Source organism: Pseudomonas sp. GW823-FHT02C05 (genome assembly GCF_058797595.1).
On the sequence record NZ_JBXAJU010000005.1, the window covers coordinates 309,711 to 324,663 of the forward strand.

General features: G+C 63.9%; 12 protein-coding genes. All 12 read left to right on the forward strand.

The genetic code is table 11. From position 1 onward, the window contains the following. The first annotated feature begins 348 nt into the window (after positions 1-348). The 12 genes from hutU to dtd all read left to right on the forward strand — a co-directional run bounded on the left by hutU (position 349) and on the right by dtd (position 14,847). Positions 349-2,031 carry a urocanate hydratase gene (gene hutU, locus AC1RGE_RS26615; protein WP_492585307.1) on the forward strand — a complete coding sequence of 561 codons (1,683 nt, stop codon included), beginning with the start codon at positions 349-351 and terminating at the stop codon, positions 2,029-2,031. A gap of 129 nt (positions 2,032-2,160) precedes the next feature. Then, positions 2,161-3,630 (forward strand): purine-cytosine permease family protein, encoded by a 1,470-nt coding sequence (locus tag AC1RGE_RS26620; protein WP_401262797.1) that lies wholly within the window; start codon positions 2,161-2,163, stop codon positions 3,628-3,630. Between the two features lie 75 nt (positions 3,631-3,705). Next, a complete protein-coding gene (locus tag AC1RGE_RS26625) occupies positions 3,706-4,671 on the forward strand; it encodes an ABC transporter substrate-binding protein (RefSeq protein ID WP_492585309.1) in 966 nt (321 codons plus the stop codon). Positions 4,672-4,742: 71 nt separating this feature from the next. Further along, positions 4,743-5,594 (forward strand): ABC transporter permease, encoded by an 852-nt coding sequence (locus AC1RGE_RS26630; RefSeq protein WP_102862765.1) that lies wholly within the window; start codon positions 4,743-4,745, stop codon positions 5,592-5,594. Next, positions 5,591-6,421 carry a quaternary amine ABC transporter ATP-binding protein gene (locus tag AC1RGE_RS26635; protein ID WP_492585311.1) on the forward strand — a complete coding sequence of 277 codons (831 nt, stop codon included), beginning with the start codon at positions 5,591-5,593 and terminating at the stop codon, positions 6,419-6,421. The genes AC1RGE_RS26630 and AC1RGE_RS26635 overlap by 4 nt, the downstream gene beginning before the upstream one ends. Before the next feature lie 42 nt (positions 6,422-6,463). Next, positions 6,464-7,987, forward strand: coding sequence for an HAL/PAL/TAL family ammonia-lyase (locus tag AC1RGE_RS26640; RefSeq protein ID WP_492585313.1), 1,524 nt, complete (start codon positions 6,464-6,466; stop codon positions 7,985-7,987). Positions 7,988-8,104: 117 nt separating this feature from the next. Next, complete coding sequence (hutH, locus tag AC1RGE_RS26645) at positions 8,105-9,643, forward strand: histidine ammonia-lyase (RefSeq protein WP_492585315.1); 1,539 nt, start codon at positions 8,105-8,107, stop codon at positions 9,641-9,643. A gap of 156 nt (positions 9,644-9,799) precedes the next feature. Continuing rightward, entirely contained in the window at positions 9,800-11,212 is a 1,413-nt protein-coding gene (locus tag AC1RGE_RS26650) for an amino acid permease (protein WP_015633849.1), read from the forward strand. Positions 11,213-11,222: 10 nt separating this feature from the next. Further along, positions 11,223-12,428, forward strand: a complete 1,206-nt coding sequence (gene hutI / locus AC1RGE_RS26655) for an imidazolonepropionase (RefSeq protein WP_011058784.1) — start codon at positions 11,223-11,225, stop codon at positions 12,426-12,428. Between the two features lie 10 nt (positions 12,429-12,438). Continuing rightward, a complete protein-coding gene (hutG, locus tag AC1RGE_RS26660) occupies positions 12,439-13,239 on the forward strand; it encodes an N-formylglutamate deformylase (RefSeq protein ID WP_015633851.1) in 801 nt (266 codons plus the stop codon). Between the two features lie 202 nt (positions 13,240-13,441). Next, a complete protein-coding gene (gene pip, locus AC1RGE_RS26665; RefSeq protein WP_011058786.1) occupies positions 13,442-14,413 on the forward strand; it encodes a prolyl aminopeptidase in 972 nt (323 codons plus the stop codon). Further along, entirely contained in the window at positions 14,410-14,847 is a 438-nt protein-coding gene (gene dtd / locus AC1RGE_RS26670) for a D-aminoacyl-tRNA deacylase (RefSeq protein ID WP_492585317.1), read from the forward strand. Before pip ends, dtd begins: the two co-directional genes overlap by 4 nt. Positions 14,848-14,953: the final 106 nt, after the last annotated feature.

Sequence of the window (14,953 nt, forward strand, 5' to 3'; positions counted from 1 at the left end):
TCTTTATTCGTGCTTGGTTGCCCTCGGCTTCGTGCGGGGTCCTGCGTGCCTGCGCCGGCGCGCCTGCTGTTTCTTGCGCGCACTCATTTGTTACCGAACGCCCCAGCTCGGCGCAAAAGCCCATCCTGGTAACAGCCGCGCGCGTGGCAAAAAACCTTCGCTGAAAATTTATCTTTGGTTGAAAGCCCCGTTCTACAAGGCCTGCGATGTGTTCGTCAGGTTTATGAGAATGATCTCAAGGGAGTTGGCCGCTTGATTGCATATGCTTGTATGTACAAGTAAATATGTGTGCGTAAGAGTCGATGGAATCCTCTTCGCACCTTGGACTCATCGCCGAGGAGTTTTTCCGTGACCGACAGCAAGCCAACTAAATACCGTAACGTCGAAATCCGTGCTGCACGCGGCAACAAGCTGACCGCCAAGAGCTGGCTGACCGAAGCGCCGCTGCGCATGCTGATGAACAACCTCGACCCGGAAGTTGCCGAGAACCCCAAGGAACTGGTGGTGTACGGCGGCATCGGCCGCGCGGCGCGCAACTGGGAGTGCTACGACAAGATCGTCGAGGCCCTGACCCATCTGAATGACGACGAAACCCTGCTGGTGCAGTCCGGCAAGCCGGTGGGCGTGTTCAAGACCCACAGCAATGCCCCGCGGGTACTGATCGCCAACTCCAACCTGGTGCCGCACTGGGCCAGCTGGGAACACTTCAACGAACTGGATGCCAAGGGCCTGGCCATGTACGGCCAGATGACCGCCGGCAGCTGGATCTACATCGGCAGCCAGGGCATCGTCCAGGGCACCTATGAAACCTTCGTCGAAGCCGGCCGCCAGCATTACGATTCCAACCTCAAGGGCCGTTGGGTACTGACTGCCGGTCTGGGCGGCATGGGCGGCGCCCAGCCACTGGCCGCGACCCTGGCCGGGGCCTGCTCGCTGAACATCGAGTGCCAGCAGACCAGCATCGACTTCCGCCTCAAGACCCGCTACGTCGACGAGCAGGCCACCGACCTGGACGACGCCCTGGCGCGGATCAAGAAATACACCGCCGAAGGCCGTGCCATCTCCATTGCCCTGTGCGGCAACGCTGCCGAGATCCTGCCGGAACTGGTACGCCGCTGCGTGCGCCCGGACATGGTCACCGACCAGACCAGCGCCCACGACCCGCTGAACGGCTACCTGCCCAAGGGCTGGACCTGGGAGCAGTACCGTGACCGCGCCCAGACCGAGCCGGCGGCGGTGATCAAGGCGGCCAAGCAGTCCATGGCCGTGCACGTCCAAGCCATGCTGGACTTCCAGAAAATGGGGGTTCCGACCTTCGACTACGGCAACAACATCCGCCAGATGGCCCAGGAAGAGGGCGTGGAAAACGCTTTCGACTTCCCCGGCTTCGTCCCGGCCTATATCCGTCCGCTGTTCTGCCGTGGCATCGGCCCGTTCCGCTGGGCGGCGCTGTCCGGCGATCCGCAGGACATCTACAAGACCGACGCCAAGGTCAAGGAACTGATCCCCGACGACGCCCACCTGCACAACTGGCTGGACATGGCGCGCGAGCGCATCAGCTTCCAGGGCTTGCCGGCACGGATCTGCTGGGTTGGCCTGGGCCTGCGTGCCAAGCTCGGCCTGGCCTTCAACGAAATGGTCCGCAGCGGCGAGCTGTCGGCACCGATCGTCATCGGTCGCGACCACCTGGACTCCGGTTCCGTGGCCAGCCCGAACCGTGAAACCGAATCGATGCAGGACGGTTCCGATGCCGTATCCGACTGGCCGCTGCTCAATGCCCTGTTGAACACCGCCAGTGGCGCGACCTGGGTTTCCCTGCACCACGGCGGCGGCGTCGGCATGGGCTTCTCCCAGCATTCGGGGATGGTGATCGTCTGCGACGGCACCGATGAAGCGGCCGAGCGTATTGCCCGGGTGCTGCACAACGACCCGGCCACCGGGGTGATGCGTCACGCCGATGCCGGCTACCAGATCGCCATCGATTGCGCCAAGGAACAGGGCCTGAATCTGCCGATGATCACCGGCAAGTAACCACCGCTCTCTGTAGGAGCCAGCTTGCTGGCCAAGCATGCACCGCGGTGCATCAGGCACACCGCCTCGCGAGCCCGCTCGCTCCTACAGGGGAAATCGTCTGCAGTGCCCACTAGAGGTTCGACGTCCATGGCTTTAGCGAATGATCGTGCAAGCAACAAACCGTTGATCGAAAGGCGTTCGATCGACTACATCCCGGAAGCGGAAAGACACGGTCGTCTCTTGAGTCAATTCACCCTGTGGTTGGGCGCCAACCTGCAGATCACCGCCATTGTCACCGGCGCCCTGGCAGTGGTCCTGGGCGGTGATGTGTTCTGGTCGCTGATCGGCTTGCTGGTCGGTCAGTTGCTGGGGGGCGGGGTCATGGCCCTGCATGCCGCCCAGGGCCCGCAACTGGGGCTGCCGCAGATGATCTCCAGCCGCGTGCAGTTCGGCGTGTACGGTGCGGTGATTCCCCTGGTGCTGGTGTGCCTGATGTACGTCGGCTTTTCCGCCAGCGGTTCGCTGCTGGCGGGGCAGGCGGTGGCGCAACTGCTGCACGTCGAAGACTGGGCCGGCATCCTGCTGTTCGCCGGCTCGATCATGGTCTTCACCATTTTCGGCTACCGGGTCATCCACGGCATCGGGCGGATCGCCAGCTTGCTTGGCGTGGTGGCCTTCATCTACCTGTTCTACAAGCTGCTGGCAGGCAACGACATCGCGGCCCTGCTCGGCAACAAGCATTTTTCCCTGGCCAGCTTCCTGCTGGCGGTATCGCTGTCGGCCTCCTGGCAGATCGCCTTCGGCCCTTATGTGGCGGACTACTCGCGCTACCTGCCGCGCAGCACCTCGGCGGCGAAAACCTTCTGGGCCGTAGGCCTGGGTTCGGTGATCGGGGCCCAGGCCGCGATGGTCTTCGGGGTCTTCGCGGCGGCCCTGGCCGGGTCCCAGTTCGCCCACCACGAGGTGTCGTTCATCGTCAGCCTCGGCGGTACCGGTGTCGTCGCCGGCCTGCTGTATTTCGCCGTGGCCTTCGGCAAGGTCACGGTGACCACGCTGAATGCCTACGGCAGCTTCATGTCGATCGCCACCATCATCAGCGGCTTTCGCGGCAGCCGGCATATCGGCAGCGGTGTCCGCCTGTTCTACATCTTCATCATGGTCTCGCTTGCCGCCACCCTGGCACTGTTGGGCAAGGATTCGTTCCTCAAGGACTTCTCCGCCTTCATCCTGTTCCTGCTGGCGTTCTTCACGCCCTGGAGTGCGATCAACCTGGTGGATTTCTACTGCATTACCAAGGAGCGCTATGACATCCCCGCGCTGTCCAATCCGGACGGTCGCTACGGTCGCTGGAATGTCATGGGCATCAGTATCTATGTGTTCGGCGTGCTGATTCAGATGCCGTTCATTTCCACCCACTTCTACACCGGCCCCCTGGTGGCGAGCCTCGGAGATACCGACATCTCCTGGATCATCGGCCTGGTGGTGCCCGCGGCGTTGTACTACGCCTGTGCGAAGAAGTGGCATGGCGCGGTGCCCGAGCACCTGATCCTGCCAGTAGAGCAGGGCGCGCCCACCGAACAAAAAACGAGTGGGACCACCCGCGCTGCAGCGGTATGAGTCTTGATTGGACGTGGACAGGGCTGGATGCCTCTTAACTGCCGTAAGCCAACTCATGATTAGGAGCGTCACACAATGAAAATGCATAAGACCCTGCTGACCACGTTGCTGTCCATGGGCCTGCTGGCCGCTTCCGGCGCCCAGGCCGCGGGCTGGTGCGAGTCGGGCAAGGCGGTGAAGTTCGCCGGCCTGAACTGGGAAAGCGGCATGTTGCTGACCGACGTGCTGCAACTGGTCCTGGAGAAGGGCTACGGCTGCAAGACCGACAGCCTGCCGGGCAACTCCATCACCATGGAAAACGCCCTGGGCAGCAATGACATCCAGATCTTCGCCGAAGAGTGGGTGGGCCGCAGCGAGGTGTGGAACAAGGCCGAGAAGGCCGGCAAGGTGGTGGGCGTCGGCGCGCCGGTGGTGGGTGCTGTCGAAGGCTGGTACGTCCCGCGCTACGTGATCGAAGGCGACGCCAAGCGCAAGCTCGAAGCCAAGGCCCCGGACCTGAAGAATATTGCCGACCTGGGCAAGTACGCCAGCGTGTTCAAGGACCCGGAAGAACCGAGCAAGGGGCGTTTCTACAACTGCCCGGCGGGCTGGACCTGCGAGCTGGACAACAGCGAGATGCTCAAGAGCTACGGCCTGGAAAGCAGCTACACCAACTTCCGCCCGGGCACCGGCCCGGCCCTGGATGCGGCGGTACTGTCGAGCTACAAGCGCGGCGAGCCGATCCTCTTCTACTACTGGTCGCCGACCCCGCTGATGGGCCAGGTGGACTTGGTCAAGCTCGATGAGAAACCTGGCGTGGACAAGAGCGTGACGGTCAAGGTCGGCCTGTCGAAGACCTTCCATGACGAGGCTCCGGAGCTGGTGGCCGTGCTGGAGAAGGTCAACCTGCCGATCGACCTGCTGAACCAGAACCTGGCGCGCATGACCAAGGAGCGCATCGAGTCGCCGAAACTGGCGAAAGTGTTTCTCAAGGAACATCCTGAAGTCTGGCACCCATGGGTCAGTGAAGAGGCCGCCGGGAAAATCGACGCGGCCCTGTAGCCCGGGCTTTTCCGACGGCTCCAAGGGCCGTCGGGAACCGGACAGCAACCTCCTTTGAGCGAGAGTTTCCTATGTTTCCAGAAAGCTTCACCTTTTCCATCGCCGACTGGGTCAACGGCTGGGTCGACTCCCTGGTGACCAACTATGGCGACGTGTTCCGGCACATTTCCGACACCCTGCTGTGGGCCATCGTCAACCTCGAAGGCCTGCTGCGCATGGCCCCCTGGTGGCTGATGCTGGCGATTGTCGGCGGCATCGCCTGGCACTCCACCCGCAAGCTGCTGACCACGGCGGTGATTGTCGGCCTGCTGTTCCTGGTGGGCGCCGTGGGCCTGTGGGACAAGCTGATGCAGACCCTGGCACTGATGCTGGTGGCTACAGTGATCTCGGTGCTGATCGGCATCCCCCTGGGGATCCTCTCGGCCCGCAGCAACCGCCTGCGCTCAGTGCTGATGCCGCTCTTGGACATCATGCAGACCATGCCCAGCTTCGTGTACCTGATCCCGGTGCTGATGCTGTTCGGCCTGGGCAAGGTGCCGGCGATCTTCGCTACGGTGATCTACGCCGCGCCGCCCTTGATCCGCCTCACCGACCTGGGGATCCGCCAGGTGGACGGCGAGGTGATGGAGGCGATCAACGCCTTCGGCGCCAACCGCTGGCAGCAACTGTTCGGTGTGCAACTGCCCCTGGCCCTGCCGAGCATCATGGCCGGGATCAACCAGACCACGATGATGGCCCTGTCGATGGTGGTGATCGCCTCGATGATCGGTGCCCGTGGCCTGGGCGAGGATGTGCTGGTGGGGATCCAGACCCTCAACGTCGGTCGTGGCCTGGAAGCCGGGCTGGCGATCGTGATTCTGGCGGTGGTGATCGACCGCATTACCCAGGCCTACGGTCGTCCACGCCATGAGGTGAGCAAATGAGCAGCGCTGCCATCAGCAAGATCGAAGTGAAGAACGTCTTCAAGATTTTCGGCAGCCGTTCCACCGACGCCCTGGCGATGATTGGCCAAGGCAAGGGCAAGGACCAGGTGCTGGCCGAGACCGGCTGCGTGGTCGGGGTCAACGACCTGTCCCTGAGCATCGGCACCGGTGAGATCTTCGTCATCATGGGCCTGTCCGGTTCCGGCAAGTCGACCCTGGTGCGCCACTTCAACCGCCTGATCGACCCCACCAGCGGCGCGATCCTGGTGGACGGCGAGGACATCCTGCAGTACGACATGGAAGCCTTGCGCCAATTCCGCCGGCATAAGATCAGCATGGTGTTCCAGAGCTTCGGCCTGCTGCCCCATCGCAACGTCCAGGACAATGTCGCCTACGGCCTCAAGGTGCGCGGCGAGAACAAGTCGGTGTGCGCCGAACGCGCCCTGCACTGGATCAACACCGTGGGCCTCAAGGGCTACGAGAACAAGTACCCGCACCAGCTGTCCGGCGGCATGCGCCAGCGGGTCGGCCTGGCCCGGGCCCTGGCTGCGGACACCGACATCATCCTCATGGACGAGGCCTTCAGCGCCCTCGACCCGCTGATCCGCGCAGAAATGCAGGACCAGTTGCTGGAGCTGCAGAAGACGCTGCACAAGACCATCGTCTTCATCACCCATGACCTGGACGAGGCCGTGCGCATCGGCAACCGCATCGCGATCCTCAAGGACGGCCGCCTGATCCAGGTGGGCACGCCCAGGGAGATCCTGCATTCACCGGCGGATGAGTACGTCGATCGTTTCGTCCAGCGTCGCGCGGCGACGGTCTGAGCCCCCTGCACGGGCTCCACTGATTCAATGACGAGGTTACCGATGTCTCTGGCTGAAAAAATCGTAATCGCCGACGCCCCCCTGGGTTGGCAGGATGTTGTCGCCGTCGCCCGCCACGGTGCTGAGCTCGAACTCTCGGAGCAGGCCTGGGCGCGGATCGACAATGCCCAGGCCATCGTGCGCAAAGTGGTGGACAGCGGCGAGCGCGCCTATGGCATCAGCACCGGCCTTGGGGCCTTGTGCAATGTGTTGCTGGCCGGCGAGCAGCTCAGCCAGCTGTCGCGCAATACCCTGCTCAGCCATGCCTGCGGAGTTGGCCCGGTGCTGGCCGACGAACAGACCCGGGCGATCATCTGTGCGGCCATCATCAACTACAGCCACGGCAAGTCCGGGATCCACCGGCAGGTGGTCCAGGCGCTGCTGGCGCTGCTCAATCGCGGGATCACCCCGCAGGTGCCGTCGCAGGGTTCGGTGGGCTACCTGACCCACATGGCCCATATCGGCGTGGCGCTGCTCGGCGTCGGTCAGGTCAGCTATCGCGGGCACATCGTCAGCGCCGAGCAGGCCCTGGCCGAGGAAGGGCTGCAAGCGGTGCAACTGGGGGCCAAGGATGGTCTGTGCCTGGTCAACGGCACGCCGTGCATGACCGGCCTCGGTTGCCTGGCCCTGGCCGATGCCAGCCGCCTGTTGCAGTGGGCCGACGTGATCGGCGCCATGAGCTTCGAGGCCCTGCGCGGCCAGATCGCCGCCTTTGATGCCGAGATCATCGCCCTCAAGGCGCACCCCGGCATGCAGGTGGTGGGCAGCAACCTGCGGGCCTTGCTCGACCGCAGCGAGGTGATCGCTTCCAGCAAGGGCATCCGTACCCAGGACGCCCTGAGCATCCGCTCGATTCCCCAGGTGCACGGTGCTGCCCGGGATCAACTGGCCCACGCGGCCAGGCAGGTGGAAACCGAGCTCAATGCCGCCACCGACAATCCGTTGCTGCTGGGCACCCCGGACAACTATCGGGTGGTGTCCCAGGCCAACCCCCACGGCCAATCGGTGGCCCTGGCGGCGGACGTGCTGGCGATTGCCATGGCCGAGATCGGCTCCATCGCCGAGCGCCGCCTGGACCGCCTGATCAACCCCCATGTCAGTGGCCTGCCGGCGTTCCTGGTGGCCGAGCCCGGGGTCAACTCCGGGATGATGATCGTGCAGTACGTGGCGGCCTCGCTGTGCGCGCAGAACCGCCAGCTGGCACAGCCGGCGGTGCTCGACAACTTCGTCACCTCGGGCCTGCAGGAAGACCACCTGAGCCTGGGCACCAACGCCGCCCTGAAGCTGCTGCAGGTGCTGGAAAACTGCACCCAGATCCTCGCCATCGAGTACCTGCTGGCGGCCCAGGCATTCGAATTTCTCAAGGAGCAGCGCTTCGGCACCGGCACCGGCATTGCCTGGTGCCTGCTGCGCGAGCGGGTTCCGGCCTACGACCAGGACCGCTGGCTGGCCCCGGATATCGCCAGCGTGGCGGCCTTGCTCAAGGACCCGCGATTGCTCAACAAACGCTTTTCCAAGGTGCAATAAAACGGATTTCCCCATCGCCAGCGTGCCAAGGCGCCACCTGCTCAAGCTGCGGGTGGCGACGGACAACGGAAGCTTCCGGAGCGACTGGCTAGTTATTACAAAACTCTCAAAAGGAGCATGAATGTGACTGCGCTAAACCTGATTCCCGGCCAACTGACCCTGGCCCAACTGCGGGCCATCTATCAGCAGCCGCTGATCCTGACCCTGGATGGCAGCGCCTCGGCGCAGATCGACGCCAGCGTCGCCTGTGTCGAGCAGATCCTCGCCGAGAACCGCACCGCCTATGGCATCAACACCGGTTTTGGCCTGCTGGCCTCGACCCGCATTGCCAGCGCCGACCTGGAAAACCTCCAGCGCTCGCTGGTGCTGTCCCACGCCGCCGGTGTTGGCGAGCCTATCAGCGATGACCTGGTACGCCTGATCATGGTGCTCAAGGTCAACAGCCTGAGCCGTGGTTTCTCCGGGATCCGCCGCCAAGTGATCGACGCCTTGATCGCCCTGATCAACGCCGAGGTCTACCCGCACATCCCGCTCAAGGGCTCGGTGGGTGCTTCCGGCGACCTGGCGCCTTTGGCCCACATGTCCCTGGTGCTGCTGGGCGAGGGCAAGGCGCGCTACAAGGGGCAGTGGCTGGAAGCGACAGCGGCCCTGGAAGTGGCCGGCCTCAAGCCGTTGACCCTGGCCGCCAAGGAAGGCCTGGCGCTGCTCAACGGCACCCAGGTTTCCACCGCATACGCCTTGCGCGGTCTGTTCGAGGGCGAAGACCTGTTCGCCGGCGCACTGGTGTGCGGCGGCCTGACCGTGGAAGCGGTGCTGGGTTCGCGCTCGCCATTCGACCCGCGGATTCACGCCGCTCGTGGTCAGCGCGGGCAGATCGATACCGCCGCGGCCTATCGCGCGTTGCTGGGGGACAGCACCGAGGTATCCGCGTCGCACAAGAATTGCGACAAGGTCCAGGACCCGTATTCCCTGCGTTGCCAGCCACAAGTGATGGGCGCCTGCCTGACCCAGTTGCGCCAGGCTGCCGAAGTGCTGGTGGTGGAAGCCAACGCCGTGTCGGACAACCCGCTGGTGTTCGCCGCCGAAGGTGACGTTATTTCCGGTGGCAACTTCCACGCCGAGCCGGTGGCCATGGCCGCCGACAACATGGCCCTGGCCATCGCCGAGATCGCCTCCCTGAGCGAACGGCGGATCTCGCTGATGATGGACAAGCACATGTCCCAGCTGCCGCCGTTCCTGGTGGCCAATGGCGGGGTCAACTCCGGCTTCATGATCGCCCAGGTCACCGCCGCGGCCCTGGCCAGCGAGAACAAGGCCCTGGCCCACCCGCACTCGGTGGACAGCATCCCTACCTCTGCCAACCAGGAAGACCACGTCTCCATGGCCCCGGCCGCCGGCAAGCGCTTGTGGGAAATGGCCGAGAACACCCGTGGTGTCCTGGCTGTGGAATGGCTGGCGGCCTGCCAGGGGCTGGACCTGCGCGAAGGCCTGAAAACCTCGCCGACCCTGGAAAAGGCCCGTGCCACCTTGCGCGAGAAAGTGGCGTACTACGAGAAGGACCGCTTCTTTGCACCGGACATCAACGCCGCCAGTGAGTTGCTGGCTTCGCGTTGCCTGAACGGGCTGCTGCCAGCCCGGTTGTTGCCGAGCCTGTAATGCACGCCGGGCCGCCAGGCAGCTTCGCGCTCGGCGTGGAGCTGCGGCCCGTGCTGGTTGGCTTTACCTGCAAGACAGGCGCGGAGCGTCTGCTTCCTCCGCCCCGCACCCCTGCGCGGGGCGGACTTGTCCGATAACAATAAAAGGGACGATGACATGCAATCGCAAGACAGTGGACTACGCCGAGGGCTGACAGCCCGCCATATACGCTTCATGGCCTTGGGGTCGGCCATCGGTACAGGATTGTTCTACGGTTCGGCCTCGGCCATCCAGATGGCCGGGCCCGCCGTGTTGCTGGCCTACCTGATCGGTGGCGCGGCGGTTTTCATGGTGATGCGCGCACTCGGGGAGATGGCCGTGCACAACCCGGTGTCCGGTTCGTTCGGGCATTACGCCAGCCAGTACCTGGGGCCGTTGCCGGGCTTCATCCTGGGGTGGACCTACGCCTTCGAGATGTTGATCGTGTGCCTGGCGGACGTGACTGCCTTTGGCATCTACATGGGCTTCTGGTTTCCCGAAGTGGCGCGCTGGATCTGGGTGCTGGGCATCGTGCTGTTCATCGGCGGCCTGAACCTGTGCAACGTCAAGGTGTTCGGCGAGATGGAGTTCTGGCTGTCGCTGCTCAAGGTCGGGGCGATCGTCGCGATGATCCTGGGGGGCCTGGGCATCATGCTCTTCGGTATCAGCAGCGCCGCGCAGGACCAGGCCACTGGCGCCGCCAACCTCTGGGCCCACGGCGGCTTCATGCCCAATGGCATCAGTGGGGTGATCGCCTCGTTTGCCGTGGTGATGTTTGCCTTTGGCGGCATCGAGATCATCGGGGTCACTGCGGGCGAGGCCCAGGATCCGAAGCGGGTCATTCCCAAGGCGATCAATGCCGTGCCGCTGCGTATCCTGCTGTTCTACGTGCTGACCCTGTTCGTGCTGATGTCGATTTTCCCCTGGCCGCAGATCGGTACCCAGGGCAGCCCGTTCGTGCAGATCTTTGACAGCCTGGGCATCAGCTCGGCCGCCACTATCCTCAATATCGTGGTGATTTCGGCGGCGGTATCGGCCATCAACAGCGACATCTTCGGCGCCGGCCGGATGATGTATGGCCTGGCCCGGCAAGGGCAGGCGCCCAAGGGCTTTGCCCAGGTGTCCAAGCACGGGGTGCCGTGGATGACCGTGGTGGTGATGGCCGTGACTCTGTTGATCGGGGTGGTGCTGAACTACCTAATCCCGGAAAACATCTTCCTGCTGATCGCGTCCCTGGCCACGTTCGCCACGGTCTGGGTGTGGCTGATGATTCTCCTGACTCACGTGGCCATGCGCCGTTCGATGACCGCCGAGCAGGTGGCCCAGTTGCAGTTCAAGGTGCCATTCTGGCCTTGGGCCCCGGCGGCGGCCATTGCCTTCATGCTGTTCATCTTCGGCGTGCTGGGCTATTTCCCGAAAACCCAGGGAGCGCTGATCGTCGGCGTAGTGTGGATCGCTCTACTGATCGTGGCCTATATGCTGTGGGTCAAGCCCATGGCGGGGCAGGCCCAGGCGATCATGAGCGACGCTCCTTTACCTACTGACCATTAATGGAGGTTGGATGAAAACTCTTTGGCAACACTGCAACGTCGCCAGCATGGCCTCGGGTGTTTACTCGATCATCGAGGATGCGGCCATGGTGACGTCAGGGGCGCACATCGAGTGGATCGGCCGGCGCTCGGAGGCGCCGGCCGGCGACTACGCCCAGGTCAATGACCTGGCTGGAGCCTGGGTAACCCCGGGCTTTATCGATTGCCACACCCACACGGTATTTGGCGGCAACCGCAGTGGTGAGTTCGAGCAGCGCCTGCAAGGGGTGAGCTATGCCGAGATCGCCGCTGCCGGCGGTGGTATCGCCAGTACCGTACGGGCTACTCGGGCCGCCACCGAGGAGGAGCTGTTCGGCAGCGCCCGCAAGCGTCTGCTGAGCCTGTTGCGCGATGGCGTGACCAGCGTCGAGATCAAGTCCGGCTACGGCCTGGACCTGGCCAGCGAGCGCAAGATCCTGCGGGTGATCCGTCGCCTGGGCGAAGAGTTGCCGGTCAGCGTGCGCAGCACCTGCCTGGCGGCCCACGCCCTGCCGCCGGAATACGCCGAGCGCAGCGATGCCTACATCGAGCATATCTGCAGCGATATGCTCCCGGCCCTGGCGGCCGAGGGGCTGGTGGACGCGGTGGATGCCTTCTGTGAATACCTGGCGTTCTCCCCGGAGCAGGTGGAGCGGGTGTTCATTGCCGCGCAACAGCTCGGCCTGCCGGTCAAGCTGCACGCCGAGCAACTGTCGTCGCTGCATGGTTCGAGCCTGGCGGCCCGCTACCATGCGCTGTCCGCCGATCACCTGGAGTTCATGACCGAGGAGGATGCAATAGCCATGGCGGCGTCCGGGACCGTGGCGGTGTTGCTGCCGGGGGCCTTCTATTTCCTCCGGGAAACCCAGCAGCCGCCAATGGAAGCCTTGCGCAAGCACGGGGTGAAGATCGCCGTGGCCAGCGACCTCAATCCCGGTACGTCACCGGCGTTGTCGCTGCGGCTGATGCTGAACATGGCCTGTACCTGTTTCCGTATGACCCCCGAGGAGGCCCTGGCCGGGGTTACCCTGCATGCGGCCCAGGCCCTGGGCATGGAAAAGACCCATGGTTCGCTGGAGGTGGGCAAGGTGGCGGACTTCGTCGCCTGGCAGATCGATCGTCCTGCCGACCTGGCCTACTGGCTGGGCGGCGATCTGGAAAAGCGCGTCGTGCGACACGGCGTTGAAGTGACTGTGTAGGAGAAGGGTTGTGGATAAGGTTCTGAATTTCAAACAAGGCCGGGTGCCGCTGCTGATCAGCATGCCTCACGCCGGTACGCGCCTGACCCCGGCGGTGGCGGCCGGGCTGGTGCCCCAGGCGCAGAGCCTGCCGGACACCGACTGGCACATTCCACGGCTGTACCAGTTCGCCCAGGAGCTGGGGGCCAGTACCCTGGCGGCCGAATATTCGCGTTTTGTCATCGACCTGAACCGCCCGTCCGATGACAAGCCCCTGTACGTGGGGGCCACAACGGGCCTGTACCCGGCCACCCTGTTCGACGGCGAGCCCTTGTTCGTCGAAGGTCAGGCGCCGTCCAGTGAGGAGCGCGAGCAGTACCTGCACGAGGTGTGGGGGCCTTACCACCGCACCCTCCAGGAAGAGCTGGCGCGGCTCAAGGCCGAATTCGGCTATGCCCTGCTGTTCGATGCCCACTCCATCCGCTCGCTGATCCCGCACCTGTTCGAAGGCAAGCTGCCGGACTTCAACCTCGGCACTTTCAATGGCGCCAGCTGCGATCCGCAACTGGCCAGCCGGCTGGAGGCTATCTGCGCCGGCCACGGCGGCTACACCCATGTGCTCAACGGGCGCTTCAAGGGCGGGCATATCACCCGCCACTACGGCAACCCGGCCGAGCATATCCATGCCGTGCAACTGGAGCTGGCACAGAGCGCCTACATGGAAGAGTTCGAACCGTTCCGCTATCGCGGGGACCTGGCAGCACCGACCCAGGTGGTGCTCAAGGAATTGCTCCAGGGGCTGCTGGCCTGGGGGCAGGAACGTTACGCCTGACAGCAAGCGCTCCTACAGCGGGTACACGCCTTTGTGTAGGAGCGCGCTTGCTCGCGAAGCGCCTTCGCCCCCCCGCGCAAAACCTGAAACAACCCTGTTTTCTCCAAGGACATGCTCATTGCGTAATTCGGGTTTATGATGCCGGACGGCAGAATAAATGTAGTCCCCGCCAGGGATGAACCCGACCTCCACGGAGCGCGTAATGCAGACTTTGTACCCGCAGATCAAACCCTATGCCCGGCACGATCTGGCCGTCGACGAGCCGCACGTGCTGTATGTCGACGAAAGTGGTTCACCGGAAGGTTTGCCGGTGGTGTTCATTCATGGCGGGCCGGGGGCGGGCTGCGATGGGGCCAGCCGCTGCTACTTCGACCCGAATCTGTATCGCATCGTCACGTTCGACCAGCGCGGTTGCGGGCGTTCCACCCCTCACGCCAGCCTGGAAAACAACACCACCTGGGACCTGGTGGCGGACCTTGAGCGCATTCGCCAGCACCTGGGCATCGACAAGTGGGTGCTGTTTGGCGGCTCCTGGGGGTCGACCCTGGCCCTGGCCTATGCCCAGACCCACCCGGAGCGCGTGCTCGGCCTGATCGTGCGGGGCATCTTCCTGGCCCGGCCCCAGGAGATCCAGTGGTACTACCAGTGTGGCGCCAGCCGCCTGTTCCCCGACTACTGGCAGGACTATGTGGCGCCGATTCCCCTGGAAGAGCGGCATGACCTGGTCAGCGCCTTCCACAAGCGCCTGACCGGCACCGACCAGATCGCCCAGATGCATGCGGCCAAGGCCTGGTCGGGCTGGGAAGGGCGCACCGCGACCCTGCGCCCCAACCCGTTGGTGGTGGACCGTTTCTCCGAGCCGCAGCGGGCGCTGTCGATTGCCCGGATCGAATGCCATTACTTCACAAACAACGCCTTCCTCGAACCTGACCAACTGATCCGCGACATGGGCAAGATCGCCCATCTGCCCGGGGTCATCGTCCATGGCCGCTACGATGTGATCTGCCCGCTGGACAACGCCTGGGAGCTGCATCAGGCCTGGCCCAACAGCGAGCTGCAGGTGATCCGCGACGCTGGCCACGCCGCTTCCGAGCCGGGTATCACCGATGCTCTGGTACGCGCCACCGACCAGATGGCGCGCCGTCTGCTCGACCTGCCGCCCGAAGAAGCATGAAGGGCCTGTTGCAGCGCGTGCGTGGCGCGCGGGTGGAAGTCGCCGGGGACATAGTCGGCGCGGTGGACCAGGGATTGCTGGTACTGGTGGCGGTGGAGCCCGAGGACACCCGGGCCAGTGCCAACAAACTCCTGCATAAGCTGCTTAACTATCGGGTGTTCAGTGATGCCGAGGGCAAGATGAACCTGTCCCTGGCGGATGTGCAGGGCGGCTTGCTGCTGGTGTCGCAATTCACCCTGGCGGCGGACACCAAGAGCGGGCTGCGCCCGAGCTTTTCCACAGCCGCGCCGCCGGCCCTTGGCGAAGAGCTTTTTGACTACCTGGTAGTGAAGGCGCAACAGTTGCATGGCAAAGTGGCATCAGGGCGTTTTGGCGCGGACATGCAGGTGCATCTGGTCAATGATGGCCCGGTAACCTTCCTGTTACAGACCTGAAAACGCCTGAAACAGCTTTTTCCACCGATTTGGGCCGCAAACGGCTGTTTTTCGCGATAAATACTTTGTTACCCCTGATGCGTTGTAACGCGGGCTACTAGATAAT

Bases quoted from the DNA above. Each gene is read 5' to 3' on its own strand.
- AC1RGE_RS26635 (WP_492585311.1), top strand. From the start codon at position 5,591: ATGAGCAGCGCTGCCATCAGCAAGATCGAAGTGAAGAACGTCTTCAAG.
- AC1RGE_RS26650 (WP_015633849.1), top strand. From the start codon at position 9,800: ATGCAATCGCAAGACAGTGGACTACGCCGAGGGCTGACAGCCCGCCAT.
- AC1RGE_RS26640 (WP_492585313.1), top strand. From the start codon at position 6,464: ATGTCTCTGGCTGAAAAAATCGTAATCGCCGACGCCCCCCTGGGTTGG.
- AC1RGE_RS26620 (WP_401262797.1), top strand. From the start codon at position 2,161: ATGGCTTTAGCGAATGATCGTGCAAGCAACAAACCGTTGATCGAAAGG.
- pip (WP_011058786.1), top strand. From the start codon at position 13,442: ATGCAGACTTTGTACCCGCAGATCAAACCCTATGCCCGGCACGATCTG.
- hutH (WP_492585315.1), top strand. From the start codon at position 8,105: ATGAATGTGACTGCGCTAAACCTGATTCCCGGCCAACTGACCCTGGCC.
- AC1RGE_RS26625 (WP_492585309.1), top strand. From the start codon at position 3,706: ATGAAAATGCATAAGACCCTGCTGACCACGTTGCTGTCCATGGGCCTG.
- dtd (WP_492585317.1), top strand. From the start codon at position 14,410: ATGAAGGGCCTGTTGCAGCGCGTGCGTGGCGCGCGGGTGGAAGTCGCC.
- AC1RGE_RS26630 (WP_102862765.1), top strand. From the start codon at position 4,743: ATGTTTCCAGAAAGCTTCACCTTTTCCATCGCCGACTGGGTCAACGGC.
- hutI (WP_011058784.1), top strand. From the start codon at position 11,223: ATGAAAACTCTTTGGCAACACTGCAACGTCGCCAGCATGGCCTCGGGT.